Source organism: Hyphomicrobiales bacterium, from assembly GCA_017642935.1.
Classification (GTDB): Bacteria; Pseudomonadota; Alphaproteobacteria; order Rhizobiales; family MH13; genus MH13.
Genome location: JAEPOK010000002.1, coordinates 404,909 through 429,904, shown reverse-complemented (window position 1 = coordinate 429,904; position 24,996 = coordinate 404,909). Strand labels below are relative to the sequence as shown.

Sequence of the window (24,996 nt, the reverse complement as noted above, 5' to 3'; positions counted from 1 at the left end):
TCAGGCGCCCACCGTTTGGTCCTGCAGCGCCAGAAGTTCGCCAATGCCCTTTTTGGCAAGGGACATCATCGAGGCCAGTTCGGCTTCGCTGAACGGTGCGCCTTCCGCCGTGCCCTGGATTTCTACCATGCCGCCAGCGCCGGTCAGCACGAAATTGGCATCGGTTTCTGCCGCTGAGTCTTCTAAATAGTCCAGATCAAGCACAGGCTCGCCTTTGTAGATGCCGCAGGAAACGGCCGCGACCTGGTCTTTCAAGGCTGAGCCCTTCAGCATCGATCGGCCTTCCATCCATTTCAGCGCGTCGTAAAGCGCCACCCAGGCGCCGGTGATGGAGGCGGTGCGGGTGCCACCATCGGCCTGGATGACATCGCAATCGACGGTGATCATTACCTCGCCGATGGCTTTTAGATCCACCACAGCGCGCAGCGAACGGGCGATCAGCCGTTGGATCTCCAGTGTCCGGCCGGACTGCTTGCCCTGTGTGACCTCCCGGCGCATGCGTTCATGGGTCGAGCGCGGCAGCATGGCATATTCCGCCGTCACCCAGCCCGAACCCTTACCGCGCATCCAGCCCGGCACACGGTCCTCGACACTGGCCGCGCACAGCACTTTGGTGTTGCCGAAGGAAACCAGGCAGGAGCCTTCAGCGTGGCGTGCAAAACCCCGTTCCAGGGTGACGGGACGCAGTTGATCATTGGCGCGATTGGATGGGCGCATAAGGGCTAAGCTTTCCTAACAAGAGAAATTTTGGCTCTGGTTACGCTGGCGCCTGCCGGCATGCAAGAGCCGCTCTTTGGCGCGTGGATGGACCCAGTCGCCGAGACCATCAACGCCGATGGGGCTGGAATCTACTGGCAACTGATTTTAGATAGCCCGCATGACCGGCCCAGCACCACGCCTTGATGATCTGGACGAGCGCTCGCGCGACATCTTTCGCCGTGTCGTCGATCATTACCTGACGCTGGGCGAGCCGCTGGGCTCACGCACGCTGTCGCGCGATCTCACCAAATCCAACGCGATGCCAACATTGTCGCCGGCAACGATCCGCAACGTCATGAGCGATTTGGAAGCGCTTGGCCTGGTGTTTGCTCCGCACGTCTCCGCCGGGCGGTTGCCAACCGAGCTTGGCCTGCGGTTTTTCGTCGATGCTTTCATGGAAGTCGGTGCGATCCCGCCCGAGGCGCGTGCCGCGCTGGACGACAATATCGGCACGGGAAGGCCGAAGGGCTCGGTCGAAGACGCGCTGACGGAGACGTCGTCCCTGCTTTCCGGCCTGACAGCCGGCGCGGGCCTTGTGCTGGCATCCAAGAGCGACACCCGTCTGAAACATATTGAATTCATCCGGCTTGAGCCAACCAAGGGCCTGGTGGTTCTGGTCGGCGAAGACGGAAACATTGAAAACCGGTTGATCGATCTGCCCGAAGGCCTTCCGGCTTCCGCGCTCACCGAGGCGGCCAACTTCCTCAACGCCCATCTGCGCGGCAAAACGCTGGGCGAAGCGCAGCGCGCGCTGGCTGAACGCGAACGCGCCGTTGCCGCCGAACTCGACAAGCTGACACGCCAGGTGGTCGATGCCGGTATCGCCAGTTGGGCCGGTGCCGAGGAAGGTAAACCGCGCCAATTGATCATCCGCGGCCGCGCCAATCTGCTTGAAGATGTCTCAGCGGTGGAGGATTTGGAGCGAATCCGACTGCTCTTTGAGGATCTGGACTCCAAAAAAGAGCTGGCCCGCCTCCTTTCAGCCGCCGAGACTGCCGATGGTGTGCGCATCTTTATCGGCTCGGAAAACAAGCTCTTTTCCTTGTCCGGTTCGTCGATGATCGTCGCGCCCTATCACGATGAGGCTGGGACGATTGTCGGCGCGGTCGGTGTGATCGGTCCAACGCGGCTTAACTATCAGCGCATCGTGCCGGTCGTCGATTACACCGCCAGCCTGGTCAGCAAGCTCGTCTCACCGGGTCGGTCCTAGCGCCCACCCTTGCACCCGCCAGTCTTGATTTTTTGCACGAACGCCCTGATATGCGCTCCACGATACTGTCCCCCCATATTCCCAAGAGGTTTGACCCATGTCCGGTGCTGGCAAGAGTGCTGAAGAAATGGCCGCAGAAGATGCAGCGGCAGCCATGGAACGTGAGATGCGCGCTGAAGAGGAAGCCGAGGCTGCCGAAGCTGGCGTGGATTCCGGTTCCGACGCGGACGGCGAGGCCTCCAGTGCTTGGGAAAATCCGCCTGAAGGTGGCGATGAACCCAATTACGAGGCGGTGATCGGCGCCCTTCAGGACGAACTGGAACAGGCCCGCGACCAGCGCATTCGCGCCGCGGCCGAAATGGAAAATCTGCGCCGTCGCACGGCGCGCGAAGTGGCGGATGCGAAGAAATTCGCTGTTTCGTCGTTTGCCCGCGACCTGCTTTCGGTGTCCGACAATCTGACTCGCGCGCTGACCGTGGTGGCGGATGAGGAAAAGGCCGCCGCCGGCGAGGTTTGGAAAAACCTGCTGGAAGGCGTTGAGATGACCGAGCGGGAGCTTCTGTCGGTTTTCGACAAAAACGGCGTGAAGAAGATCAACCCGGAAGGCGAGCGATTCGATCCCAACCAGCATCAGGCAATGTTCGAAGTGCCCGACCCGAGCCAGCCGTCTGGCCTGGTGACGCAGGTCGTTGCGCCGGGTTTCATGATCGGCGAGCGCGTTCTGCGCCCGGCGATGGTCGGCGTGACCAAAGGTGGTCCGAAGCCAACTGCATCGACGGAGTCTAAGGCCGAAGAACCAACACCGGCCAATGATACCGCAGCCAGCCAGCCCGGCACCGGCGAGCCGGGTGAAAGCGTCGATAAGTCGGCTTAGGGCCGGTTCATCTGGACAGAATTTTCGGTCAAGGGCATGATCTTGCCGCTACGCGTGTCGGGGGAAACGCGGTATCGGGAGAAAGATCATGACACCACACGGCCATTTTCACTGGAACGAGCTGCAAACACGCGATCTTGCAGCCGCCAAGAAACTCTATGCCGACTCGGTCGGTTGGACCTTTGAAGAAATGCCGATGCCGGACGGCACGATCTACATTGTCTGCAACGCGGGCGGCGAGCCGGTCGGCGGCATGTTCGACATTTCCAAAAGCGACAGTTTTGAGGGCATGCCCACGCAATGGATGTCCTATGTCGCGATCGATGATGTCGATGCGGCACTGGAGAAAGCCAAAGCTGCAGGCGCAATCGTCATGGGTGAACCGTTTGACGTTCAAGGTGTCGGTCGCATCGCCATGGTGCAGCAACCCGACGGCGCAATGGTCGGCTGGATGACACCCTCTTACGAGCCAATGGCCGCCTGAGCGCGCCCATACCGCGCCAGGCGCTCTTGTAGCGTGCCGGTGTGCAACTCGAACAGATGATTATCGTGGTCGTGGAAATAGATCGAGCGGCCTTCGCCCTCGACGCGCGGGCGGCTTTCGCGCACGTCGAGCCCTAGCGCCCTGATGCGTGACAGGCAGGCATCATAGGCGCTTTCGTCGATCTTGAACGCGATGTGGTTGTAGGTCCTGCTTGGCAGTGGTTTGCCTTCCATCGTTGCGATCCAAAGGCCAGCCACATCGAAAAACCTTTCGCGTGACAGCGAAAACGTTTCTTCGCCGCTGTCGTAAATCCGCTTCGCGCCGAGCACCTCGGTGAGGATTGCCTCCATCGCATCCAGATCGGAGACGATGAAAGTCATGTGGCTGAGGCCTGTGATCATGGATGTACCCGTCGCAAGGTGAGATTGATGCGCCCCGGCGCCTCCAAGAGTGTGGAAGTGCCGGAATAAACCCGCGAGACGCCGTGAAAAGCGAGCCGCGCCGGGCCACCGAGCACAAAGACATCGCCGGATTTGAGGCGAATGCCCTCAGTTTTCCCGCCGCGCTCCGTGCCGCCTAGGCGAAACAGTGCATCATCGCCCAGCGACACGGAGACCACGGGCGCATCGAACGTCTGCTCGTCGCGATCCTGATGCAGACCCATTTTGGCGTCCGGCTGATACCAGTTGATGAGGCAGGCCTGTGGCTCGGCTGCATCGGGAGCGACAGCACTCCAAAGATCCATCAAGAGGGCAGGGATCGGCGGCCAGGGTTCACCCGTCACAGGGTGTTCGGCTTGATAGCGATAGCCGGATCGGTCCGCCACCCAACCGAGCTTGCCGCAATTGGACATGCGCACCGACAGGGGTTTGCCGGTCCGGGGCATCACCGGCTGGAACAGCGGCGCTGCTGCCAACACCGCACGCAGTGCAACAACCAGATCCTGTTGTGCGTCCGCATTCAGCACCTGGGGGAAAAGCAGCGCGCCTTCTTGGCGTGTTGGCACCGCGTTCAACGCAGAACGGTCAATCATGCACACTCATCAAATTATTGATCACAATTGTCGAACGATATGTTTGGCACAAAAGGGCCTCTCAACCACCGTCAACTTGCCTATCTCTTCGGACACCCTTTCAACGCACCACATCTTCCCCCGGAGAAAAGCCATGACCATCACCAAAGTTCTTGCAGGCCTTGCCCTATCGACCGCCCTCATCGGTTCGGCCTCGGCTGCCGACCTCAACATCGGTTCAGGCACCTACCAGCTGGACCCGACGCACGGCTCGTTGTTCTGGTCGGTGAACCATTTCGGTCTGTCCGAGTACACCGCCCGCATCAACAGCTTCGATGCCACAATCGAACTTGATGCCGACGATATCACCCAGTCCTCGATGACCGCCACCATCGATATGGCGAGCGTCGACACCGATTTCCCCAATCCGGACGCGCATGATTTCAATGCCGAACTGCGCGGTGAAAACTGGCTGAACACCGACGCCTTCCCGCAGGCGACCTTTGTATCGACAGCGATCACCCAGACCGGCGACAACACCGCCGAGATCGAAGGCGAGTTGACATTCCTCGGCGTGACGCTGCCCGTCACCCTCGACACGACGCTGATCGGCACCATGGGCAAGCACCCGTTCGCTGACGGCGCCGCCTTCGGCATCCAAGCCGTTGGTACGTTCGACCGGACAGAATTCGGCTTCTCGACCTTTGCGCCCAACGTTGGGGCCGACGTGACGATCGAGATCAACGCTGAATTCATCGGCGACGCATCCACCGCCAACCCGTCCTAACCACTCCCTCGCGCCGGGCCACGAACCATGACGACCCTCCCTGTCGATAGCCTCGATACGTCTTCGGCCCGGCGTTACACCACTGTGGCGATCGTCCTCCATTGGACGATCGCTGCGGCGATCCTGTTCCAGCTTGTCGGAGGCAAGTGGATGGTGTCCGCCGGAGCAGCTGCAACCGGTTCTGTTTTCACGGTTTTTCAGATTCACAAGACCGTCGGCCTGACAATCCTGGCGCTGACCTTGGCGCGTATCATATGGCGGCTTGCCAATCCGGCGCCCGCACTGCCTCACGGCATGAGCCGTTTTGAGCGTTTCGCCGCTAGCATCACGCATCTCGGGTTCTATGCTTTTCTCATCGCCGTGCCGCTTTCCGGTTGGGCGATGGCGTCGGTCTCGCCGACCGGCGTGCCCACCTTCTTCCTGCTTTTGGACAGCCTGCCCTTCGCGCACCTGCCCTTGCTTGGTGATGCTGGGCTGACCGAACGCCACACCGCCGAAGCGTTCCTGAAAAGCGTCCACTACTATCTGGCGCTCACCATGGGCCTGCTGATCGTGTTGCACATCGCGGCTGCGCTGAAGCATCAGTTCATCGCCAAGGACAACTTGATCGCCCGCATGATCATATCGGCGCGATCGGCGCCCAATTCCGTCGCCAAGGCCAGCGTCGGCGGCATCGCGGCGGCGGCAGCACTGATGTTCCTGGTCGGCGGCATTGCCTGGGGCATTGGGCAATCCATGACCTATCAGTCCGCCACCGTTGCAAACGGCGCAGGCCAAGACGACACGGGTTCAGCGCCGAATGCTTGGGTCATCGACCACGCTGCCTCCTCGCTAGGTTTCACGATCACCTACACTGGCAACGACGTCGCTGGCACGATTGGCAACTGGACCGGCGACATTCTGTTCGATCCGAATGACCTAGAGAATGCCCGGGCAACCATCACCATCGACATGACCAGCGTGTCGCTCGGCGATGCGACCTTGCAGGCTCAGGCTTCGGGTGGCGATGGGTTTGATTTGGCCAATCATGCCACGGCGACCTACCAGGCCAACCAGTTCACGCGCGCCGACGATGGTAGTTACCAGGCTGATGGGACGCTCACTCTGCGCGGCGTGAGCCTTGATGTCCCTCTCGGCTTCACCTTCGAGGAGACCGATGGCGTTGCGACGGTCGTGGGCAGCACAAGCGTCAATCGGTTGGATTTCGGCATCGGCGCCGTCGGCGCGGCTAATGAGGCTTGGCTGCTCTACCAGGTCGATATTGCCTTCGACGTCACGGCGACGCGCCCTTGATTGCCCGCTCCTGCTGCATCTGAAACCAGTTCTGACATTGTCCTTAAGCAAAAAGCGCACGCACCGCGTTGCCGCAACGGCTCTTTGCTGTCATCTCCCTGTCACGCTGAAACGTAGGGAATTGCGCATGGCATCCACCACGATGCTTGCCGAGCCAGCAGAGGATGCCAGTTTCTTGACGCCTTCCCCCCATTTTCGCCGAAACCTCAACGCGACGCGTCGCACGCCGCAGTCCCTTTTTTCCAAGGTGATGGATGAAGGCCGGTTCCTACGCCAATGGGCCGGAAATCCGCTGTCGGTTGGCGCCATCACGCCCTCTGGCCCCGAGCTTGCGCGAACCATGGCGCGCTACCTTGATCCGTTGCGGTCAGGGCCGGTGGTAGAACTTGGTCCAGGAACGGGTGTTGTCACCCAGGCAATCCTTGAGCGCGGCATCGCGCCGAGCAAATTGACGTCCATCGAATATTGCGGCGACTTCGCAAAACTGCTCCGAAGCCGGTTTCCCGAAGTTACCATCGTCCAGGGCGATGCCTATGATCTCGCTGGCAGTCTAGGCGAGCATCCGCCGCTGGCCGGCATCGTGTCGAGCCTTCCGCTGTTTTCGCGGCCCAGCCAAGCCCGCCGCGCGCTGATCCTGAGCGCCCTGGAGAGGCTCGCCCCTGGGGCGCCGTTTATCCAGTTTTCCTACGCATTCGTCCCCCCAGTGCGCGAGGAGCGCGCGCTTTTCTCGCTTAGCAAGAGCGGCTGGATCTGGAACAACATGCCGCCGGCGCGCGTTTGGGTGTATCGCAAGCGCGAGGCCGCAAAGACCTAAGCCTAGCGGCGCGCCGCATCCCCTCATCCAACAAGGTTTCCCATGTCAGCTGTGAAATTGCTCGTTTTGTCCGGCTCTACGCGCCAGGGCTCGCACAATACCAAGCTCGCGACCGCCGTCGCGACGATGGCCGGTAATCTTGGCGCCGACGTCCAACAGATCTCCTTGGCGGACTATGAAGCGCCGCTTTTCCATCAGGATTGGGAGCGAGCAAACGGCGTGCCGCAAACGGTTGCCGATCTTGGCGCGCTGATGACCGAATCCGACGCTGCCTTTATCGCCTCACCAGAATACAATTCCGGGGTCACACCTCTGTTGAAGAACACCATCGATTGGCTGAGTCGTTTGAAGCCGCATCCGATCAAAGAGACGGTCTTTTCGCTTGGGGGCGCTTCGCCGGGCATGCTCGGTGGCATTCGCGGCCTTTTTTCGTTGCGCACGACGCTGGTCGGACTCAGTGCCATCGTGATGCCTGAACAATTGACCGTTGGTGGCGCCGCCTCAGCCTTCAACGAGGATGGCAGTTTCGCCAATGAGCGCACGGTGAGTTTAGCCACCGCACAATTGGAGCGACTAATCGATGTCGCCGGAAAGCTGCGCTCCTAATGTCGATGCTCTCGCCAAAAGACCGCCTTGCCGTCGCGCTGGATGTCACGGGCCCAGATGCCGCGCGCCGTATGCTCGATGAAATCATCGATGAGGTCGGCATCGTCAAAATCGGTCATCGCTTGGCCTATTCCGGCGGTTTCGGCCTCATCGAGGAGCTGTCGCGCGCTGGAAAGCCTGTGTTTGCCGACCTCAAATTGCTCGACATCGATCAGACCGTTGCCGAAGGCGTGCGCAGTGTCGCCGCCACTGGCGCGGCCTATCTGACGGTGCATGCTTATCCGAAGGCCATGCGCGCCGGTGTCGAAGCACTTGGGCCCGATGCGTCCTTAAAACTGCTGGGTGTGACGGTCCTGACGTCGATGGATGATGAAGACTTGCAAGAGGCAGGCTACGCCGTCCCGGCCGACCAACTGGTGATGGCGCGCGCACGGCAAGCGCAGCAGGCGGGTATGCCGGGCCTTATCTGTTCGGCGCTCGAGGCAGAATCCCTGCGATCCGCGCTTGGCCATAAAATGCTTCTGGTGACGCCCGGTATTCGCTTTGCTGGTGGCGATGCTGGCGACCAAAAACGGGTTGTGACGCCGGAAAAGGCGATCGCCGACGGCGCCGACATCTTGGTCATCGGCCGCCCGATCACGGCGGCGGACGATCCGAAGGCCGCCGCGCGGCGCGCCGTTGAGGAGATCGAGGCTGGGCTTGCCGCCAGAGGCTAGCATCCGCGCGATCACCGCTGCGGATTTTGGACCGCTTGCTGCGATGGGTCTCGACCAAACAATTGCCATGCGTGCCCAAGCGCAGGACATGGGCTGGGTGTTGGGCAATGGCGATGAGATTTTCGGCGCCGCCACGGCTTATCTCACCGATGGCACGGTATTTCTTGATCGACTGCTTGGCAGTGAGCCTGCCCAACTCCAGCTCATTGATCATGCGCTTGCTTACGCTCGCTGGAGCTACGCGCCGGCGCTCACTCTGTGTGCGCCAGCAAATGCCGACACCTTGTTGGCCCGGGGTTTCGTCGGCATCGACCCGGACCGCCTGACGTCCGGCCTTCATGCGGCCGCCAATGGTCGGAAAGTTCTGATGCGCAGGCTCTAAGCCGGTTCACGCTGTTGCACGGGCAAGCAGCGCTGGGCTAGATGCCTGCAACACTCGGGAGGCAATCAGGTGACAGACGTGCGGATCGCGGTGGTCGGAGCATCCGGCCGGATGGGCAGGGCCCTCATCGCGGCGATATTGGAAACTGATGGCGCGGCGCTGGCCGGTGCGGTTGAACGCCAGGGCGCTGACACGCTTGGGGCGGACGCGGGCGCCCTGGTCGGCATGGCCGATTCCGGGATCGACGTGACCGCCGATCCTTTGCCGGTTTTTGCCGCGAGCGATGCCGTGCTCGATTTCACCGCGCCGGCCGCCACGTTGCACTATGCGGAGCTCGCTGCTCAGGCCCGGATCGTTCATGTCATCGGCACCACAGGCATGAGCGCCGAGGACGAAACCAAGCTCGACGCTGCCGCCCGACATGCGCGGATCGTGAAATCAGGCAATATGAGCCTGGGGGTCAATCTGCTCGCCGTGTTGGTGGAGCAGGCCGCCAAGGCGCTCAGCGCCGATTTTGATGTCGAAGTCGTTGAAATGCATCATAAATCCAAGGTCGACGCGCCATCGGGTACGGCGCTCCTGCTCGGCGAGGCAGCGGCAGAAGGTCGTGGGTTGAACCTTGAGGACGTTGGTGTGTTTACCCGGCAAGGTATCACGGGTCCGCGCCCGGAAGGTGCGATCGGGTTTGCCACTCTTCGTGGCGGTTCGGTGGTTGGTGATCACTCGGTTGTTTTCGCTGGACCTGCCGAACGCATCACCCTGTCGCATCACGCCGAAGACCGCAGCCTTTTCGCCCGTGGTGCCGTCAAAGCGGCGCTTTGGGCCTACAGCAAGAAACCCGGCCGCTACACCATGCGTGATGTGCTCGGCCTATCAGAATCGATCTAATTACCCGGCAAAGGAAACGCCATATGGAACGCCTTCTCGTCCTCGTCCGCCACGGGCAAAGTGAATGGAATTTGAAGAACCTCTTCACCGGCTGGAAGAACCCGGACCTGACCGAACAGGGCATCAAAGAAGCCCGCACTGCCGGTCAGACGCTTAAAGAGATGAAACTTGAGTTTGATGAGGCGTTCACCTCCGATCTTTTGCGCGCGCAGCGCACACTCGACCTGATGCAGGAAGAAATGGGCACCGATCTGCCGATCACGCGCGATCAGGCACTCAATGAGCGTGATTACGGCGACATCACCGGCATGAACAAGGATGAGGCCCGCAAGCAGTTTGGCGAGGAACAGGTGCACATCTGGCGCCGGTCCTACGATGTGCCGCCTCCTGGTGGTGAGAGCCTGAAAATGACGGCAGAACGTGTACTTCCTTACTTCGACAAAGAAATCCTGCCACGCGTTTTGGCTGGCAAGCGCATCTTGGTTTCGGCCCACGGCAACTCACTGCGCGCGCTGATCATGCAGCTGGAAAGCCTGACGCCGGAAGAAATCCTCAAGCGCGAACTCGGCACCGGCACGCCGATCATCTACCGCCTCGACGAAGAGGGCGGTATCGCCGAAAAAATCGATTTGGCGGAGTAACGCCGGACGGGTTTATCATCCCGGACGGCATGGCCGATCCGGCATCTGCCGAACACACCGAGCACAGTGAATGACCAGATCCCGGCTCAAGGCCGGGATCACACGTGTGAGCAACCGCCCTAGCCGAAAAGCTCAGCCTGTACATCCGGCTTGACCTTGCCAGTACTGGCGGCTTCCCAGCCAAGCATGGCGCGTTTGCGGGTCAGCCCCCAATGATAGCCGGTTAGGGCGCCGGTCGAGCCCACCGCGCGATGACAGGGCACAACGAACGAGATCGGATTTTTGCCGACAGCCGCCCCGACGGCCCGTGAGGCCTTGCGGCGCCCGATCGAATCAGCGAGCTTTCCATAGGTGGTGATGCCACCCAGCGGGATCGACAAAAGTGTCTCCCACACCTGTACCTCGAAGTCTGTCCCGATCAGCGTAATACGCAGCGGGGTATCTGCCTGCCAGTGCGCCGGGTCGAAGATGCGCCGCGCGGTCAATGCCGTTTTTTCAGGCGCGTCCACATAATAAGCATTCGGCCAGCGGCCGGCCATATCTTCAAAGGTTTCAGTCTCTTGGCCAGGGTCAGCAAAGGCTAGACCCACCAATCCATGCTCTGTTTCCATCACCAAAGCCGTACCAAAGGGCGACGGATGGAACCCATAATCGATCTGAAGGCCCGCCCCTTTGGCGCGATAGGCCCCCGGTGGCATGGCGTGATGGGTGACGAAAAGGTCGTGCAAACGGCCCGGTCCAGACAATCCCGTGTCCAAAGCGGCGTCCAAAACCGGCTCGCCCTCCTCCAAAAGCATCTTCGCTTTATCGAGCGTGACCGCCTGCAAGAAGGCTTTGGGTGTCAGCCCGGCAAAGGCCCGAAATTTGCGCGTCAAAATCGCCGGATGTTCGCCGACCGCACGGGCAATCGTGTCGATATCCGGCTGCTCGAGATAGCGTTCGGAAATGTAGGCAATCGCTGCACGCACGCTGTCGTAGGCATCGCACCGTTCCTGATAGGGGATCGGCGAAACAGTCGTTGCGGTTGGGTTGAGAAGAGCTGTCTGGTTCATCATGGGAGCCACTCTGCCGCAAACCGGGAACCGGCGACACCCGAAACCGGACTGGAGGCAGGCGCTTTGCCGCTAAGCAGGCGCTCCGCGTTTCAAGCGGGAGAGCACGTCGCCAAGTGCATTGGCAAAGCTTTCCTTGTCGTCGGGGTTCATGAAGGCGCCCACCGGCACTTGTTGTCCCTTGCTTTCCAGCTTGATCGCCAGAACCCGCTCCTCTTCCTCATCATAGGCCGTCTTCAACTGCGTCCAAACCGGGTGCAACTGGTCAATCGACTCGCGGCCCCAGGCACTGACCCGCTTTATCGTGAGTAGATCGGGCGTCACGGTCACCTCTTCATAGGCGCGGCCGGAGCGATAGGAGAAATAAAAGGCCAAAAACACGATCACCACATCAAGCACCAGAAAAGCGAGGATCGGCCAGGCGCCGATGGCCAAGAACATGATGCCGGACGACAGCGCCAACCCGCCGATAAGCAGCATCAGAAGGACGAAACCGTTCTTTGGCAGCGAGCGATGCGGCGTGAGCCGCGCGGCAAACAGCGGCCGCTCTGCCATCGGGTCCGGGATCGGGTTGTTGTCGCTCATGGCTCTCTATAGGACTGAAACCGGCAATTGGATGACCGGTTTTGGCGCCAATTGAATGTGACAAAGCACCGCTGCATTTGAGTTTTCATGCCCCAAAAACCGTCCCGCACGTCCACCAAACCTGCCGTTAATAAGCCCGCCACGAAGAAGCGTGTCGGCCGTTCGCGCTTGAAACGCGAAGAAATAGACCGGCTCTTCGCCGCCCTTCAAGCCATCGAGCCGGAGCCGAAGGGCGAGTTGGAGCATGTCAACGCCTACACGCTGCTGGTCGCCGTCGTACTGTCAGCGCAAGCCACCGATGCCGGCGTCAACAAGGCTACACGGGGACTGTTCGCTATCGCCGACACGCCGGACAAAATGTTGGCGCTTGGCGAAGACACAGTCCGTGAGCATGTGAAGACGATCGGGCTTTATAAAGGCAAGGCCAAGAATGTGATGGCCCTGTCTCAGCGTTTGTTGGAGGAACATCCGGACGTTGCGCCCGGTCATGTGCCGGAGGATCGCGACTATCTGGAAAGCCTGCCCGGCGTTGGGCGCAAGACGGCCAATGTCGTGATGAACATGGCGTTCGGCCATCACACCAATGCCGTGGACACGCATGTTTTCCGGGTTTCCAACCGCACCGGCCTTGCGCCAGGCAAGACCGTTGAAGCGGTGGAAGCGATCTTGGATCGTGTGGTGCCTGAACCTTATGGCCTGCATGCGCATCACTGGCTGATCCTGCACGGGCGTTACCTCTGCAAGGCTCGCACGCCTGAGTGTTGGCGGTGTCCGGTCATCGACATCTGTAAGTTCAAGGACAAAGTGCCCAACCCTGCCGATGCGCCGAAAAAATCGCGGGCGAACAAAGCATCCTAGCCAGTTAGTGCATCGTCCCAGGAATGGGCGTGATCGTGGTCAGAACGGCTGTCGTCATCAGGATGACCGCAAACGCGACCGCTTCCCATCGAATGGAACGTTTCAAGGCTGCGCCGGCTTCCTGATCGCCAGCCTGCATCGCGGGGACGAGAGAGCGACGGTTTTTCAGCGCCAACGCCAATAGACCACCCACAAGGATCAGCTTTCCCGCCAATGTCCAGCCGTAAGTGCTTACCGCAAGCGCGGACAACGGATCGACCCGCAAGAAGGTGAAGAGCGCGCCGGCCGCGATTAGCAGTGGCACGACGATTATCGCTTGATTGCCAAATCGGTGGGCGACGTTCGCGGCTTCGTCATTGGATAGGTGATCGACCGCGCGGGAGAGCGGCCAGAGCGCGCCGATCCAGCAACTAAGGCCAAGCACATGGGTCATGATGAGGATCGAGAGAACCAAGCGCGGCTCGGCGGTCGCGTGACCAGCCAACGCAAAGGATGCCGCAACCAACAATGCGCCAAACCCTCCACCGATGACCAGAAGCGCCGGGATGAACAAGGCCAGGGCGATAAGCGCCAAGCCGGCGATGCGGGAAAGGGCGGCTAGGCCAAGCGGTCCATCCAAAACCAGGCCGAGCATGAAGGTATCGACCATTCCCACCAGACCATCATCAAGCAGATAGCCGGCCTGGACTAAGACGAAGAACGCCGTGGCGAGCGCGCCGAGAAGGGAGGCCCAAATACCAAACCGGTGGGTTGTCGCGGTAATAACAGGGCCAGGCTTCAGGGCCACCAAAAACAGCGCTGATCCCGCAGCGGCCAAACTGCCGCCATAAGCCACAGCTTTCGCACATATGGCGAGAAGGCCCCAGACGCCGAAATCCATTGGTGGCTAGTCGCCGGTGACGGTGTAGGAAAAACTGCCATTGACCGGGTGCCCGTCGGAGCTGAGCGCTCGCCAATCCACAGTGTAGGTCCCAGGCCCAAGGTCCGGCGCCTCAAGGGTCGCGGCGTCGGTGGCATCGCGCGGCGCATCCAGGCGGGTTTCATCGCTTACATCGCCATGGCTGTGGGTGAGCGCGACGCGGGTAAGCGTCGCGGCCTCATCAAAGAGGATCGAGATTTCGGCCGGCGCCACCTCAAGCACGGCGCCGTCTTCCGGCATCGTTCCTTCTTTTGAGGAATGAGCAAGCGCTGTGCTCACCAACAAGGACGCACCCACCATCACACTGAAAACTCGCAACATTTTCCTTTTCCTCCGAAGCGGCGCCGTCAAAGTCCTTTGGCGAACCAACCAGCGTCAAGCATGGGCTAAACTTTCGCCGCGTGACAGGCTTTTATGCAAGTGCACCATCAGCGCTGTCGCGAAAAGCGGCGTTAGCAGGTTGACAATGGGGATCGCGACCAGCCCTGCGATCACCAAACCAGCCAAAAACACCTTACCGCCATGGGCGCGGCGCAGGGCCTTCACCTCCGACTTGGGCCGGAATCGCAGGGCGGCAAGCTCAAAATATTCCCGGCCCAGCAAGTATCCGTTGGCGAGAAGGAAGATGATGGCGTTGATGCCAGGCACCAGCAACAGCATCAGCGCGCCAAGGTTCACCACGATGACCACCAGCGTAAAGCCGATCGCCTCCTTCAACGCCATCAGCGTCGGCAATGGCTGGCCCGTCGGTTCGCCGGGATAGTGGGTCGCTTCAACGACCTCCGCGATGTCGTCCAGGAAGAGGCTGGCGACCAGCGCGGTGACCGGAACCACCAGGAACACGGCGCCGACAAGCAGCGCCAACCCGGAGATCACCTGCACCAGATTGTCGAGCCAACCGCGTTCCAGCGCAACAAACGTGTCGATCAGCCAGCCAAGGCCAAACCAGGCCGCGATCAGTGCCAAAATGGTCAGGCCGAGCGATTTGAACAGCACCCCGCGGAACGGCGGAGAAAGGACATCGCGGGCAGCTTGGCGCACAAGGGCAAACATAAGCAGGGGTTTTCCGGTCAAAAATTGTCAGGAACATCGGTCAGATAGGCAGTTGATGGGCTCATCACAATGGTCCAAGAGGGTTTCACGCCATCTATGCCTATGTTCCTGCCGCCATACTTGGCTCCTCATCCCTGGCTCCTGGCACCGCCTGTCTTGAAAGCTCTCCATGACTGACACACCCTCCACTTCGCCGCGTTATGACGTCGTTGCCATCGGCAACGCGATTTTCGACATTCTTGCCCATGTCGAAGATGACTTCCTGGTCCGCGAGAAGCTCGCCAAGGGGTCGATGCGGCTGGTGGACATCACCGAGTCGGCGCGCCTTTACAACCGCATCGGGCAGGCAACGCGCATGTCGGGTGGATCCGCTGGCAACACGGCAGCCGCCGTTGCATCCTTTGGCGGCAAGGCCGCCTATGTCGGCAAGGTCTCCGATGATGACAACGGCCGCGCCTATGCCCATGACATGCGTGGCATTGGAGTCTTCTTCGATGTGGCGCCGCTGCCCAAATCGCAGGACATCCGCACCGCCACGTCGATCATCTTGGTCACCCCCGATGGCGAGCGCACGATGAATACCTCTCTCGCCGCCTGCCAGGAGCTGACCAAGGACGATATCGACGTCGACCTCATTCGCGACTCCGCCATCACCTATATGGAAGGCTATTTATGGGATCCGGCCAAAGCCAAGGAAGCCTTTCGCTTGGCAGCGCAGGTCGCCAAAGAGGCAGGCCGCAAGGTATCGCTCACCCTGTCGGATGCCTTTTGCGTTGACCGCTATCGCAGCGAGTTCCTCGATCTGGTGCGCACAGGCCAGGTCGATACGCTGTTCGCCAACGACCATGAGCTGCGCTCGCTCTATGAAACGGCCGATCTCAACACCGCGCTCGATGCCTTGGCCAAGGACGCGCAGCTCGGCGTCGTCACGCTCGGCGAAAAAGGTTCGATCACGGTCACCGGCGACGAACGCATCGCTGTGGGCACGCCCAAGGTGGATGACATTGTCGATCTGACCGGTGCCGGTGACGTGTTTGCCGGCGGCTATCTGTTCGGTTTGGCCAACGATATGCCGTTGAGGACTTGCGCTGAACTTGGCCACCTGGCTGCGTCGCACGTGATCGAGCAGATGGGTCCGCGTCCGCAGACGTCGCTTAAGCAATTGGCTTTTGATGCAGGGATTTTGGTCGAGGGGTAGCGAACCTCGCGAGCAACCACCTAGCCGCGCTCGTCCTTAGGACTACCCATCACGAAATAGCTGGTGATGGACGCCACCTGTTCCACCGTGCCGAGCACCTCGGTATGAAAAAATTTGTAGGCGGCAAGGTCGGCCACCTCGACATGCAAGAGATATTCGATGGTGCCCGACACATTGTGGCACTCGCGCACCTCGCGGGCGGCCTTCATCGCCCGTTCAAAGGCTTCCTGATCGGCTTTTAGGTGACGCGACAAACCGACGGCGACATAGACTTTCAAGCCGCGACCCAGCTTGCTGCGATCAAGCACAGCGCGATAGCCTTTGATCACACCTGCTTCTTCCAGCGCCTGCACACGGCGAAGACAGGCCGATTGCGACAGCCCAACCTTGTCTGCCAGCGCGGTGTTGGAGAGCCGGCCGTCCAGCTCAAGTGCGCGCAAGATTGTCTGATCCATTTCGTCCAACATCGAAGAACCTTGCTCATTCGTGAACCAATGCACAACAAAAGCAAACTTCTTGCGACCATAAGTCAATAGCCTTGTGTGGCTATGACCGATTTGATCCTCACACTTGTCGCCTTCGCGTTCCTGTCGGCAGGCACGCCCGGCCCCAACAACCTCATGCTCATGACCTCGGGCATGAACTATGGCTTTCGCCGTTCGCTCGGCCACATCACCGGTGTCGCTTATGGCTTTCCTCTGATGATTGTCGCGGTTGGTCTCGGGTTGACGCAACTCTTTGCCTTGGTCCCGACGCTTGAAATCGCGCTGAAATATGTCTGCGCTGCCTATCTGGTGTACCTGGCCTACAAAATCGCCACCGCGCGTCCCAAGATCACCGAAGATGGGGCAATGACCGTCTCCGGTCGGCCGTTGACCTTCACACAGGCCGCTGCCTTTCAGTGGGTGAACCCGAAAGCTTGGGTGATGGCCACCACCGCGCTCACCGTCTATGCGCTGCCGCTCTCGAATACGGCCAACGCCTTTGCGGTTGCTGCTGTCTTTGCCTTCGCCGGGACGTTCACCGCTACCAGCTGGACCGCGCTCGGCGATCGCCTGCGGCTGTTCTTTGCCGACCCGGTGCGTCTGAGGGTGTTCAACACGGTTGCTGCGACCCTCCTTTTGGCCACGCTCATTCCGGTGTTTTGGCCGAACCTTCTCTAGCGCTCACGCGGCGGACCTTCCGGTGGACGTGTCAGCACCTGTTCAATCTCGTCCATCACAGGCCCAGGCAGCGGGCCCAACGCCAGCGCCTGCGCATTATGTGTCGCCTGTTCGGCCGTTCGGGCGCCGGGAATGGGAACGGTGTTCGGTGACTTCGCCAGCAGCCAACCAAGCGCTCCTTGGGCCAGCGACCGGCCGCCAACCGTCAAAAGCTCGCGCACGGTATCCAACATCGCGATGAATTCGGGCGCGACCCGTCCATCTTTGAAATAGTCCATCCATTCAAAACTGTTTTGCCGGATATCATCGCTCGCCATCGCCTGGCCAGCGACGAACTTGCCGGTCAAGAGCCCCATAGCAAGCGGCGAGCGATTGAAGCTCAAAAGGCTGTGTTGATCGACAACAGCCATCATCGACGGCGCATCGAAGAAGACGTTCATCGCGTGTTGAACGGCGACGAACCGCTCACGGTCTGCCATGGCTTCCGCGCTTGCTGGAAAATCCGTTGACCAGCCATAGGCATTGATGACGCCGTCCGAACGAGCGGTCTCCAGAGCGTCAAAAAGTGGCGCGGCCTGGTGCGGTGGCAGGCTGTTGAGGTGCAGGAAGACGATGTCGAGGACATCGCGATCGAGCCGCTTGCGCGAGGCGTCGAGCGCCTGACGCACATAAGCGGTGTCAGCCCGTTCGCCGGTCACCTGCTTGCTTACTTCATCAAAGCCCAGTCCGAACTTCGTTGAGATCAGTACCTCGTCGCGACCCTTCAGCGCCCGTCCCAAAAGGCGTTCCGAATGCCCGGCGCCATAGACATCGGCGGTGTCAAACAGCCGAATGCCGGTCTCATAACTCGCTTCGATGGCGGCCAATGACTGAGCGTCATCAGCATTGGCGTAGCCCAGCGGATCGTCGCCAGCATAAAACGGTCCGCCAATCGCCCAGCATCCCATGCCAAGCCGAGAAGATGGGGAGATTTGCATCTTTCCAGTTCCTTTTCGCTGGCTCCGTTCCAACAGAACGATCGATTGGCCGACACTACCAGCTGTGTCGATTGGGGCTGAAATCGGCGAATGCATCGTCCAGATAATAAGGCACGGTCACACCACCGAAGGGCACGACCTTGTCGATTGCATGCAACTGATCGGTGCTGAGGTTCACCTCAAGCGCGTCCAACTGTTCGCCAAATTGCTGGCGATCGCGCGGGCCGAGCACAAGTGACGTGACGCCCGGTTGCGCCAACGTCCAGGCAAGCGACATCGCCGTCAGGCTCTGACCGGCCTCTTCGGCAATGGATTTCAACTTGCTGACCGTTTCGGTGACGCCAATGGCAAAGTGCTTCGCGCCCCAGGCCGTATCAGCTTTTTGCAGCCGAGCGTTCTCCGCGTCCCGTCCCACATATTTGCCCGTCAACAAGCCCCCAGCGAGCGGCGACCAGATCATCAAGCCCAGGCCATGGCTACGCGCGGCCGGGACCAACTCCCGTTCCACACGCCGGTCTAGCAGGTGGTAAGGCGTCTGCTCGGCGGTGAGCCGAACCAGATGACGCACATCGGCGCACCATAGCGCTTCCAGGACCTGCCAGCTGGCGAAGCTTGAAGATCCGATTGCCCGCACCTTGCCGGCGCGCATTAGATCTTCCAGTGCCCGCAACGTTTCCTCAATCGGCGTTTGCGGAAATGGCCGGTGGATGAAGTAGAGATCAATATGGTCTGTGCCGAGCCGTTTCAGGCTCGCCTCACAGTTTGCGATCACCGCATGGCGGCTGGTTCCACCGCTTTTGGGATCATCAGACAGCGGTACGGAAAACTTGGTTGAGACCAGCAGCTTGCCACGATGCGGTTTGATGAGCCGACCAAGGATCTCTTCGCTGCGCCCTCCAGCATATACATTGGCCGTATCGACAAGGTTGATCCCGCGCTCCACCGCCATGGCAACCAGATCGGCAGCAGTGCTCTCATCGACTTTGCCGCCAACTTCCATTGTCCCGAGCGTAACCGGCGTGATTTTGAGGCCCGATCGCCCCAGCTGTCTGTGCTGCATGGCCTATGACTCGCCCCTCTTGCTCTTTCGATACAGCGGAGTATCCAGATCAAGTTGAAGAAAATATAGTCAGAAGAATGAGATAGCCTTTTCAATTTTGAAAAGATAAGGAGCACCCATGAATTGGGATGATCTGGCCGCTTTTCTGATGGTGGCCCGCCATGGCGGGCTCTCTGGCGCTGCGCGGGCGCTGAAAACCAGCCCGGCGACGCTCGGGCGCCGCATCGACCGGTTGGAGCAGGCTCTGGGCGTTCGGCTGTTTTCGCGCTCCGGCAAAGGCTACACGGTGACCGATGACGGCGAGGCGCTGATCGACAAGGCCGAGGCGATGGAGAAGGCAGCGCTCGGTGTTGATCGGTGGCGCGCCGGCTTGACCGAAGCTCAAACGGTGCGCCTATCGGCCGGCAGCTGGACAAGCCGTTTTTTCGCCGAACACATCGATGCATTGGTCGGTCCAAACGACCCATTTCGCCTGGCCTTTGTCAGCGGCGAAGCACGCCTTGATATCGCCCGCCGCGAAGCCGATATCGGCCTGCGCAATGGAAGGCCGGTCGAGTCGGGTCTTGCCGGAAAGGCACTGGGCGAGGTGGCGTTTGCCGCCTACCGCGCGCTAGGCGCGACACCGGACGTGTGGATCCAAAGCGCCGCCAACACACCGTCTGCCCGCTGGGTCGCGAGCCACCATGGCGCACACATCGCGCTGGAAGCGAACACACCACGGCTTGTCATGGATTTGTGCGAGGCCGGCGTCGGTCTGGCCGTGCTGCCCTGTTTCATCGGTGATGCCAATCCGCGATTGGAGCGCGCCACGGCCACCATCGAAGCGCTAACACACCGCCAATGGCTGGTCATGCACCATGAAACGCGCCACCAACGCCCCATCCGCACCGTGCTCCGACGTTTGGAATCCCTACTCCAAGCCAATCGCGATTTGTTTGGCTGGGGGAAGGTCAGGCCGGCAGATTAGATGTCCAAATTGCCAACGGTCAGCGCGTTGTCCTGAATAAAGGCCCGACGCGGATCGACATCATCGCCCATCAGATCGGAGAAGATGCCATCGGCCTCGTCGGCTTCCTTGATCTTCACTTGCAGCAAAGTCCGAACGTTCGGATCGAGCGTCGTTTCCCAGAGCTGATCGGGGTTCATTTCGCCAAGGCCTTTGTAGCGCTGCAGCGATACGCCCTTGCGGCCCATCTCCATGAGCGCCGACACCAAGGCCCTCGGCCCGCGGATCTGCAGTTCAGCGTCCTTGCGGCGCAAGACGGCCGCCTTGCCGTAGATCTCTTGCAGATGGGAGGCAAAACCATCGAGCCGAAGCGCGTCGGCACTGTCGAGAAGGGCGGTGTCGATCGTCACCACGTCGGTCACACCGCGTAGCGTGCGCGTGAAGCGCAGATCGCCAGACTCCAGCCGTTTGCCTTCCCAACCTTTTTCGAATTCGTCGGCCAGAATATCGATGCGCCGTGCCACATAGGCGGCGGCCTCTTCGGCTTGGTCCACTTTAGAGAGCAGGGCGGCGTTGAGCGCGCCGGCAATGGCAGCCTGTTCGACCACATCGCGGTTGTAGCGATGATGCAATCCGTCGAGGACCGAAGAAATCTTTCGTGCCTCGTTGACGGTGGCCAGTAAATCTTGGCCGGAAAGAACTTCCCCTGACGCTAGCGTAAGGCTCGCGCCTTCCAGCCCGCCATCGAGTAGGTAATCCTGCAGCGCCGCCTCATCCTTTAGATATTGCTCAGAGTTGCCCCGCTTCATTTTGTAGAGCGGCGGCTGGGCGATGTAGAGATGCCCACGCTCGATGATCTCGCGCATCTGGCGGAAGAAAAACGTCAAAAGCAGTGTGCGGATGTGCGAGCCATCCACGTCCGCATCGGTCATGATGATGATCTTGTGGTAGCGCAGTTTGTCCGGATTGAACTCCTCCGCCCCAATGCCTGTCCCCAACGCTGTGATCAGCGTGCCGATCTCATTGGAGGAAAGCATTTTATCAAAGCGGGCGCGTTCCACATTCAAAATCTTACCGCGCAGCGGTAGCACAGCCTGGGTTTCACGCACCCGGCCCTGTTTGGCCGACCCGCCAGCACTGTCACCCTCAACCAGGAAGAGTTCTGATTTGGCCGGATCGCGCTCTTGGCAGTCGGCAAGTTTGCCCGGCAGGGAGGCGACATCGAGCGCACCCTTGCGACGGGTGAGTTCGCGCGCCTTGCGGGCCGCTTCGCGCGCCGCAGCTGCCTCGATTACCTTCGAGACAATGCTCTTGGCGTGTGCCGGGTTTTCCTCAAACCAAGTCGAAAGCGAGGAATTGAGCACGTTTTCCACCACCGGGCGGACTTCGGAGGAAACAAGCTTGTCTTTGGTCTGCGAGGAGAATTTCGGGTCTGGCACCTTGACCGACAGGACTGCCGTCAAGCCCTCGCGGCAATCATCACCGGTGGGGTTCACCTTCTCTTTTTTGGTGAGGCCGGAGGAGTCCGCATAGCCGGTTACCTGGCGCGTGAGCGCGGCGCGGAAGCCCGCCAAATGGGTGCCGCCGTCGCGCTGAGGGATGTTGTTGGTGAAGCAAAGCACGTTCTCGTGGTAGCTGTCGTTCCACCACATGGCGACTTCCACCGTGATGCCGTCTTTCTCCGCTGTGACGAAGATCGGCGCTTCGAGCACCGGTTTCTTTTTGCGATCGAGGAAGGCGACGAACTCTTTCAGGCCACCCTCATATTCCAGCGTCACCACTTTGTCATCGACGCCGCGCTTGTCCGACAGGGTGATCTTCACCCCGGAATTGAGGAACGCCAACTCGCGCAGGCGATGCTCCAGCGTGTCGAAGGAAAACTCAATGTTCGTGAACGTGTCGGGCGAGGGCGTGAAGGTCACCTCGGTACCCGTCTGACCACCGGCATCGCCGACCACTTTCAGCGGCCCATCAGACACCCCGTGGGAGAATGACATCCAATGCTCCTGGCCGGCGCGCCAAATGCGCAGCTCAAGCGTGGTCGATAGGGCGTTCACCACCGAGACGCCGACGCCATGCAGGCCGCCGGACACTTTGTAGGAATTTTGGTCGAACTTACCGCCGGCGTGCAGTTGGGTCATGATGACCTCGGCGGCGGAAATGCCTTCTTCGGTGTGAATATCGGTCGGAATCCCTCGCCCGTCATCGCGCACTGTCACCGATCCGTCGGCGTTCAGCGCCACGGTGACCTCGCTGGCGTGGCCGGCAAGCGCCTCGTCGATGGCGTTGTCGACCACCTCATAGACCATATGGTGCAGGCCGGAGCCGTCGTCGGTGTCGCCGATATACATGCCCGGCCGTTTGCGCACGGCGTCCAAGCCTTTGAGAACTTTGATGGAATCAGCGCCATAGTCGGCGCCGTTTTCAGCTTCAAGGTTTTCGGTTGGGGTCGGTTCACCGGCGGGCGTATCGGTCAAGGTGAAGTCCTTCGGTCGTGGGCGAGAGATCGTCGTGGAAAAGAGCGCTAAGCCCGGAGAATCACTTTGGTTTTTATACCACCAAAGGTCGCGCAATAGCGAACCGGTGCGCTGTCCTCATGCACAGCTTCATATGGGGATAATCGGGCAGAAATCCAGTTCCCTGCGGTTGGGCCGCAGGCCCAGAGCAAGAATAGGTGTTGGGTTGTCAGCAGGCCCAGAGCAAGAGTGAATGCTGGTTGGGCGGCAGGCCCAGAGCTGGAGGCTCCGGCCCAGAGCAACCGCTATGCGGACAACCGCTTCAGCCTGGTCGTTTTTAAGCGCTGCGCTCTGTCGCGAGCGACAACTGCTTCAGCGTGTGTTCGCCCGCCCACTTGCCGGTGGCGAGGCACCCAGTGATCAGATAGCCGCCCGTGGGCGCTTCCCAGTCAAGCATTTCCCCTGCGCAGAATACGCCCGGCAGATCGCGCAACATGAGGCCCTCATCCACGGCATCCCACGCAACGCCGCCCGCCACGGAGATCGCCTCATCCAAGGGGCGCGGTCCCTGATGGGTGACAGGCAAGCCCTTGATAAGGCGGGCTATATCGCCTGGATCGGCTGGTAGAGGGCGCCCAAACTCCATCAGCAGGGCGCGCTTAACCGGGCTGAGTTTGAGCGCCTTGCGCAAATGGTTGGCCATTGAGTCCTTGCCACGCGGTTTGCTGAGCCTTTCGGTCGCTTGAAACAGAGAAAGAGATGGCAAAAGATCGATCACCAGCGCTGCGCCCTCGCGCACCGCCCTTGAGACAGCGTAAATCCCGCTGCCTTCCAGGCCGTAGCTGGAAATGACGAACTCGCCAAGATGGGAGTCCTCGCCAGCCTTGAGGCGCACGCCCTTCACTGGCGCACCAAAATGCGCGGCCATTAGCGCCGACCAGGCGACCGACAGGCCCATATTGGCAGGCTTGAAAGGCCTGACAGCAACACCCTTTTCATCCATCAGGTCGGTCCACGCGCCATCTGAGCCAAGCCGCGACCAGCTGGCCCCACCAAGGGCCAGGATCGTGGCATCGGGCGCAATCGTCTGCGGGCCATCGGGTGTTTCAAATCGCAGATCGTGTTGGTGCTCGCCCGTTCTGTGCTTCTCAGCGCGACCACTTGGCTCGAAACCCGTCCATCGCCAGCGGGTGCGGACCTCAACGTCCTTGTCAGCCAGTCGGCCAAGCCAAGCGCGCAGCATAGGCGAGGCTTTCATCGCCTTGGGGAACACGCGTCCGGAGGACCCGGTGAACACCTCCTCCCCCAAGCCCTCGGCAAACCGTTTCACGGCGCCCGGACCCATGCCGGCCAGCATCGGCGTCATTTGCGGCGCGGCCTCGTAGAAACCGCGCAAAAAGGCTGCGTCCGGTTCGTCTTTGGTGAGGTTGAGACCGGATTTTCCGGCCATCAGGAACTTGCGCCCAACCGACGGCTTGGCTTCGCAAATAATGACCTTAACGTTAGCGTCAGACAGAACGTCCGCCGCCATGAGGCCCGCCGGGCCGGAGCCAATAACGGCAACGGTCTTCCGATCAGTCGCCATCGGGATCGCGCATCAGCGGGTGTATGGTCTCGGTCGCGAGGCCCAATCGCGCCTGTTCAACGCCATTGGCAGCCCGTAGACGCACATCATCAGGCTTGTTCTGCGACAGTTTCCACGTGCCCTGAATGTCGCTGACGGCCATGCGGATCGGCACGATCTGACGCTGCATCTTGGTGTAGACGGTTTGGTCCATCTTGTCGCTCGTCCAAGGCCTTTTCGGTCGCAACTGCTCTTCCTGATGCGCCGACAGCCGTTGCAGGATGCCGTGCAGTTGATCATCGGCGAGGCGCATCAGCGTCCCGCGCAGATGAACCGCCACATAGTTCCATGTCGGGACCTGATCCTCGACCTCGTACCAATCCGGAGAGACGTAAGCATCACCGCCGGTCACCGCGATGACCGCGGGCAAGTCATCCTGCAGAGCCCGCACGATCGGGTTGGAGCGCACCAGATGCAGCTCAATGGACGAACCATCGTCGCTGAGAAGAAACGGAATATGGCTCACCAAGGGGCCAGGCTGCGACCCATTGTCAGCGCTGACGGCAAGCGTGCCGAACGCCCGTGAGCGTGCGAACGCAATGTTGCGCGCCGCATCAGGCTTACGAAAGGAGCGGTTGGGATGCATCTGTCTATGTCGTCTGGGTGGAGCTGGACCATCGAATGGGTCCGGGCGAAACG

29 protein-coding genes are annotated in these 24,996 nt (G+C 60.5%); 15 read left to right on the top strand and 14 right to left on the bottom strand.

The window, feature by feature from the left end:
• On the bottom strand, positions 1-717 hold the full coding sequence (gene rph, locus JJ917_11400; protein ID MBO6699427.1) for a ribonuclease PH: 717 nt from the start codon (positions 715-717) through the stop codon (positions 1-3).
• 160 nt (positions 718-877) lie between these two features.
• On the opposite strand from rph, the gene hrcA reads away from it, so the two are divergent.
• The 3 genes from hrcA to JJ917_11385 all read left to right on the top strand — a co-directional run bounded on the left by hrcA (position 878) and on the right by JJ917_11385 (position 3,327).
• Complete coding sequence (gene hrcA / locus JJ917_11395) at positions 878-1,969, top strand: heat-inducible transcriptional repressor HrcA (GenBank protein MBO6699426.1); 1,092 nt, start codon at positions 878-880, stop codon at positions 1,967-1,969.
• Between the two features lie 154 nt (positions 1,970-2,123).
• Positions 2,124-2,843 (top strand): nucleotide exchange factor GrpE, encoded by a 720-nt coding sequence (gene grpE, locus JJ917_11390; protein MBO6699425.1) that lies wholly within the window; start codon positions 2,124-2,126, stop codon positions 2,841-2,843.
• An 88-nt stretch (positions 2,844-2,931) separates the two neighbouring features.
• On the top strand, positions 2,932-3,327 hold the full coding sequence (locus JJ917_11385; protein ID MBO6699424.1) for a VOC family protein: 396 nt from the start codon (positions 2,932-2,934) through the stop codon (positions 3,325-3,327).
• Here the strand turns inward: JJ917_11385 and fosX are convergent.
• The gene (gene fosX, locus JJ917_11380) at positions 3,306-3,725 is read right to left on the bottom strand and encodes a FosX/FosE/FosI family fosfomycin resistance thiol transferase (protein ID MBO6699423.1); all 420 of its coding nucleotides are present in this window, start codon (positions 3,723-3,725) and stop codon (positions 3,306-3,308) included. The genes JJ917_11385 and fosX overlap by 22 nt on opposite strands.
• Complete coding sequence (locus tag JJ917_11375) at positions 3,725-4,360, bottom strand: alpha-ketoglutarate-dependent dioxygenase AlkB (protein ID MBO6699422.1); 636 nt, start codon at positions 4,358-4,360, stop codon at positions 3,725-3,727. The genes fosX and JJ917_11375 overlap by 1 nt, the downstream gene beginning before the upstream one ends.
• Positions 4,361-4,493: 133 nt before the next feature.
• Here JJ917_11375 and JJ917_11370 point away from each other — a divergent pair, with 133 nt between their 5' ends.
• The 8 genes from JJ917_11370 (at position 4,494) to JJ917_11335 (ending at position 10,466) form a co-directional block, all read left to right on the top strand.
• Positions 4,494-5,126: a YceI family protein gene (locus JJ917_11370; protein MBO6699421.1), complete on the top strand. Its 633-nt coding sequence runs from the start codon at positions 4,494-4,496 to the stop codon at positions 5,124-5,126.
• A 27-nt stretch (positions 5,127-5,153) separates the two neighbouring features.
• On the top strand, positions 5,154-6,419 hold the full coding sequence (locus tag JJ917_11365) for a cytochrome b/b6 domain-containing protein (GenBank protein MBO6699420.1): 1,266 nt from the start codon (positions 5,154-5,156) through the stop codon (positions 6,417-6,419).
• A gap of 250 nt (positions 6,420-6,669) precedes the next feature.
• Positions 6,670-7,233 carry a phospholipid methyltransferase gene (locus JJ917_11360; protein ID MBO6699419.1) on the top strand — a complete coding sequence of 188 codons (564 nt, stop codon included), beginning with the start codon at positions 6,670-6,672 and terminating at the stop codon, positions 7,231-7,233.
• Positions 7,234-7,275: 42 nt separating this feature from the next.
• Complete coding sequence (locus JJ917_11355) at positions 7,276-7,839, top strand: NAD(P)H-dependent oxidoreductase (GenBank protein ID MBO6699418.1); 564 nt, start codon at positions 7,276-7,278, stop codon at positions 7,837-7,839.
• Positions 7,839-8,555 carry an orotidine-5'-phosphate decarboxylase gene (gene pyrF, locus JJ917_11350; GenBank protein ID MBO6699417.1) on the top strand — a complete coding sequence of 239 codons (717 nt, stop codon included), beginning with the start codon at positions 7,839-7,841 and terminating at the stop codon, positions 8,553-8,555. Before JJ917_11355 ends, pyrF begins: the two co-directional genes overlap by 1 nt.
• Complete coding sequence (locus JJ917_11345) at positions 8,539-8,937, top strand: hypothetical protein (protein ID MBO6699416.1); 399 nt, start codon at positions 8,539-8,541, stop codon at positions 8,935-8,937. The genes pyrF and JJ917_11345 overlap by 17 nt, the downstream gene beginning before the upstream one ends.
• Before the next feature lie 111 nt (positions 8,938-9,048).
• Entirely contained in the window at positions 9,049-9,825 is a 777-nt protein-coding gene (locus JJ917_11340) for a 4-hydroxy-tetrahydrodipicolinate reductase (protein MBO6699415.1), read from the top strand.
• Positions 9,826-9,848: 23 nt separating this feature from the next.
• Entirely contained in the window at positions 9,849-10,466 is a 618-nt protein-coding gene (locus JJ917_11335; GenBank protein ID MBO6699414.1) for a 2,3-bisphosphoglycerate-dependent phosphoglycerate mutase, read from the top strand.
• Between the two features lie 119 nt (positions 10,467-10,585).
• Here the strand turns inward: JJ917_11335 and JJ917_11330 are convergent, their stop codons facing one another.
• Complete coding sequence (locus tag JJ917_11330) at positions 10,586-11,518, bottom strand: bifunctional helix-turn-helix domain-containing protein/methylated-DNA--[protein]-cysteine S-methyltransferase (protein MBO6699413.1); 933 nt, start codon at positions 11,516-11,518, stop codon at positions 10,586-10,588.
• Positions 11,519-11,590: 72 nt separating this feature from the next.
• Positions 11,591-12,103 (bottom strand): DUF2244 domain-containing protein, encoded by a 513-nt coding sequence (locus JJ917_11325; GenBank protein ID MBO6699412.1) that lies wholly within the window; start codon positions 12,101-12,103, stop codon positions 11,591-11,593.
• Between the two features lie 87 nt (positions 12,104-12,190).
• On the opposite strand from JJ917_11325, the gene nth reads away from it, so the two are divergent.
• Positions 12,191-12,961, top strand: coding sequence for an endonuclease III (gene nth / locus JJ917_11320; GenBank protein MBO6699411.1), 771 nt, complete (start codon positions 12,191-12,193; stop codon positions 12,959-12,961).
• A 4-nt stretch (positions 12,962-12,965) separates the two neighbouring features.
• Here nth and JJ917_11315 read toward each other — a convergent pair whose 3' ends face one another.
• The 3 genes from JJ917_11315 to JJ917_11305 are packed head-to-tail and all read right to left on the bottom strand — an operon-like array spanning position 12,966 to position 14,933.
• Positions 12,966-13,841, bottom strand: a complete 876-nt coding sequence (locus JJ917_11315) for a CopD family protein (protein MBO6699410.1) — start codon at positions 13,839-13,841, stop codon at positions 12,966-12,968.
• A gap of 6 nt (positions 13,842-13,847) precedes the next feature.
• Positions 13,848-14,201 (bottom strand): copper resistance protein CopC, encoded by a 354-nt coding sequence (locus JJ917_11310; GenBank protein ID MBO6699409.1) that lies wholly within the window; start codon positions 14,199-14,201, stop codon positions 13,848-13,850.
• 54 nt (positions 14,202-14,255) lie between these two features.
• Entirely contained in the window at positions 14,256-14,933 is a 678-nt protein-coding gene (locus tag JJ917_11305) for a sulfate transporter family protein (protein MBO6699408.1), read from the bottom strand.
• Positions 14,934-15,102: 169 nt separating this feature from the next.
• Between JJ917_11305 and JJ917_11300 the strand changes: the two genes are divergently transcribed.
• Entirely contained in the window at positions 15,103-16,131 is a 1,029-nt protein-coding gene (locus JJ917_11300; protein ID MBO6699407.1) for an adenosine kinase, read from the top strand.
• A 20-nt stretch (positions 16,132-16,151) separates the two neighbouring features.
• Here the strand turns inward: JJ917_11300 and JJ917_11295 are convergent, their stop codons facing one another.
• The gene (locus JJ917_11295; protein MBO6699406.1) at positions 16,152-16,586 is read right to left on the bottom strand and encodes an Lrp/AsnC family transcriptional regulator; all 435 of its coding nucleotides are present in this window, start codon (positions 16,584-16,586) and stop codon (positions 16,152-16,154) included.
• A 93-nt stretch (positions 16,587-16,679) separates the two neighbouring features.
• On the opposite strand from JJ917_11295, the gene JJ917_11290 reads away from it, so the two are divergent.
• Positions 16,680-17,294: a LysE family translocator gene (locus JJ917_11290; protein ID MBO6699405.1), complete on the top strand. Its 615-nt coding sequence runs from the start codon at positions 16,680-16,682 to the stop codon at positions 17,292-17,294.
• Here the strand turns inward: JJ917_11290 and JJ917_11285 are convergent.
• Together JJ917_11285 and JJ917_11280 are read right to left on the bottom strand one after the other, a co-directional pair.
• A complete protein-coding gene (locus JJ917_11285) occupies positions 17,291-18,241 on the bottom strand; it encodes an aldo/keto reductase (GenBank protein MBO6699404.1) in 951 nt (316 codons plus the stop codon). The genes JJ917_11290 and JJ917_11285 overlap by 4 nt on opposite strands.
• A gap of 85 nt (positions 18,242-18,326) precedes the next feature.
• Complete coding sequence (locus JJ917_11280) at positions 18,327-19,331, bottom strand: aldo/keto reductase (GenBank protein MBO6699403.1); 1,005 nt, start codon at positions 19,329-19,331, stop codon at positions 18,327-18,329.
• Between the two features lie 118 nt (positions 19,332-19,449).
• Here JJ917_11280 and JJ917_11275 point away from each other — a divergent pair, with 118 nt between their 5' ends.
• Complete coding sequence (locus JJ917_11275) at positions 19,450-20,298, top strand: LysR family transcriptional regulator (GenBank protein MBO6699402.1); 849 nt, start codon at positions 19,450-19,452, stop codon at positions 20,296-20,298.
• Here the strand turns inward: JJ917_11275 and gyrB are convergent.
• The 3 genes from gyrB to JJ917_11260 all read right to left on the bottom strand — a co-directional run bounded on the left by gyrB (position 20,295) and on the right by JJ917_11260 (position 24,943).
• Positions 20,295-22,754, bottom strand: coding sequence for a DNA topoisomerase (ATP-hydrolyzing) subunit B (gene gyrB / locus JJ917_11270; GenBank protein MBO6699401.1), 2,460 nt, complete (start codon positions 22,752-22,754; stop codon positions 20,295-20,297). The two genes, JJ917_11275 and gyrB, sit on opposite strands and share 4 nt — an antisense overlap.
• 316 nt (positions 22,755-23,070) lie before the next feature.
• Complete coding sequence (locus tag JJ917_11265; GenBank protein MBO6699400.1) at positions 23,071-24,318, bottom strand: TIGR03862 family flavoprotein; 1,248 nt, start codon at positions 24,316-24,318, stop codon at positions 23,071-23,073.
• A complete protein-coding gene (locus tag JJ917_11260; protein ID MBO6699399.1) occupies positions 24,308-24,943 on the bottom strand; it encodes an FMN-binding negative transcriptional regulator in 636 nt (211 codons plus the stop codon). The genes JJ917_11265 and JJ917_11260 overlap by 11 nt, the downstream gene beginning before the upstream one ends.
• Positions 24,944-24,996: the final 53 nt, after the last annotated feature.

Coding starts and splice junctions, on each gene's coding strand:
- rph (MBO6699427.1), bottom strand. CDS start 717: ATGCGCCCATCCAATCGCGCCAATGATCAACTGCGTCCCGTCACCCTG.
- hrcA (MBO6699426.1), top strand. CDS start 878: ATGACCGGCCCAGCACCACGCCTTGATGATCTGGACGAGCGCTCGCGC.
- grpE (MBO6699425.1), top strand. CDS start 2,124: ATGGAACGTGAGATGCGCGCTGAAGAGGAAGCCGAGGCTGCCGAAGCT.
- JJ917_11385 (MBO6699424.1), top strand. CDS start 2,932: ATGACACCACACGGCCATTTTCACTGGAACGAGCTGCAAACACGCGAT.
- JJ917_11375 (MBO6699422.1), bottom strand. CDS start 4,360: ATGATTGACCGTTCTGCGTTGAACGCGGTGCCAACACGCCAAGAAGGC.
- JJ917_11370 (MBO6699421.1), top strand. CDS start 4,494: ATGACCATCACCAAAGTTCTTGCAGGCCTTGCCCTATCGACCGCCCTC.
- JJ917_11365 (MBO6699420.1), top strand. CDS start 5,154: ATGACGACCCTCCCTGTCGATAGCCTCGATACGTCTTCGGCCCGGCGT.
- JJ917_11360 (MBO6699419.1), top strand. CDS start 6,670: ATGGATGAAGGCCGGTTCCTACGCCAATGGGCCGGAAATCCGCTGTCG.
- JJ917_11355 (MBO6699418.1), top strand. CDS start 7,276: ATGTCAGCTGTGAAATTGCTCGTTTTGTCCGGCTCTACGCGCCAGGGC.
- pyrF (MBO6699417.1), top strand. CDS start 7,839: ATGTCGATGCTCTCGCCAAAAGACCGCCTTGCCGTCGCGCTGGATGTC.
- JJ917_11340 (MBO6699415.1), top strand. CDS start 9,049: ATGGGCAGGGCCCTCATCGCGGCGATATTGGAAACTGATGGCGCGGCG.
- JJ917_11335 (MBO6699414.1), top strand. CDS start 9,849: ATGGAACGCCTTCTCGTCCTCGTCCGCCACGGGCAAAGTGAATGGAAT.
- JJ917_11330 (MBO6699413.1), bottom strand. CDS start 11,518: ATGAACCAGACAGCTCTTCTCAACCCAACCGCAACGACTGTTTCGCCG.
- JJ917_11325 (MBO6699412.1), bottom strand. CDS start 12,103: ATGAGCGACAACAACCCGATCCCGGACCCGATGGCAGAGCGGCCGCTG.
- nth (MBO6699411.1), top strand. CDS start 12,191: ATGCCCCAAAAACCGTCCCGCACGTCCACCAAACCTGCCGTTAATAAG.
- JJ917_11315 (MBO6699410.1), bottom strand. CDS start 13,841: ATGGATTTCGGCGTCTGGGGCCTTCTCGCCATATGTGCGAAAGCTGTG.
- JJ917_11310 (MBO6699409.1), bottom strand. CDS start 14,201: ATGTTGCGAGTTTTCAGTGTGATGGTGGGTGCGTCCTTGTTGGTGAGC.
- JJ917_11305 (MBO6699408.1), bottom strand. CDS start 14,933: ATGTTTGCCCTTGTGCGCCAAGCTGCCCGCGATGTCCTTTCTCCGCCG.
- JJ917_11300 (MBO6699407.1), top strand. CDS start 15,103: ATGACTGACACACCCTCCACTTCGCCGCGTTATGACGTCGTTGCCATC.
- JJ917_11295 (MBO6699406.1), bottom strand. CDS start 16,586: ATGGATCAGACAATCTTGCGCGCACTTGAGCTGGACGGCCGGCTCTCC.
- JJ917_11290 (MBO6699405.1), top strand. CDS start 16,680: ATGACCGATTTGATCCTCACACTTGTCGCCTTCGCGTTCCTGTCGGCA.
- JJ917_11285 (MBO6699404.1), bottom strand. CDS start 18,241: ATGGGATGCTGGGCGATTGGCGGACCGTTTTATGCTGGCGACGATCCG.
- JJ917_11280 (MBO6699403.1), bottom strand. CDS start 19,331: ATGCAGCACAGACAGCTGGGGCGATCGGGCCTCAAAATCACGCCGGTT.
- JJ917_11275 (MBO6699402.1), top strand. CDS start 19,450: ATGAATTGGGATGATCTGGCCGCTTTTCTGATGGTGGCCCGCCATGGC.
- JJ917_11265 (MBO6699400.1), bottom strand. CDS start 24,318: ATGGCGACTGATCGGAAGACCGTTGCCGTTATTGGCTCCGGCCCGGCG.
- JJ917_11260 (MBO6699399.1), bottom strand. CDS start 24,943: ATGCATCCCAACCGCTCCTTTCGTAAGCCTGATGCGGCGCGCAACATT.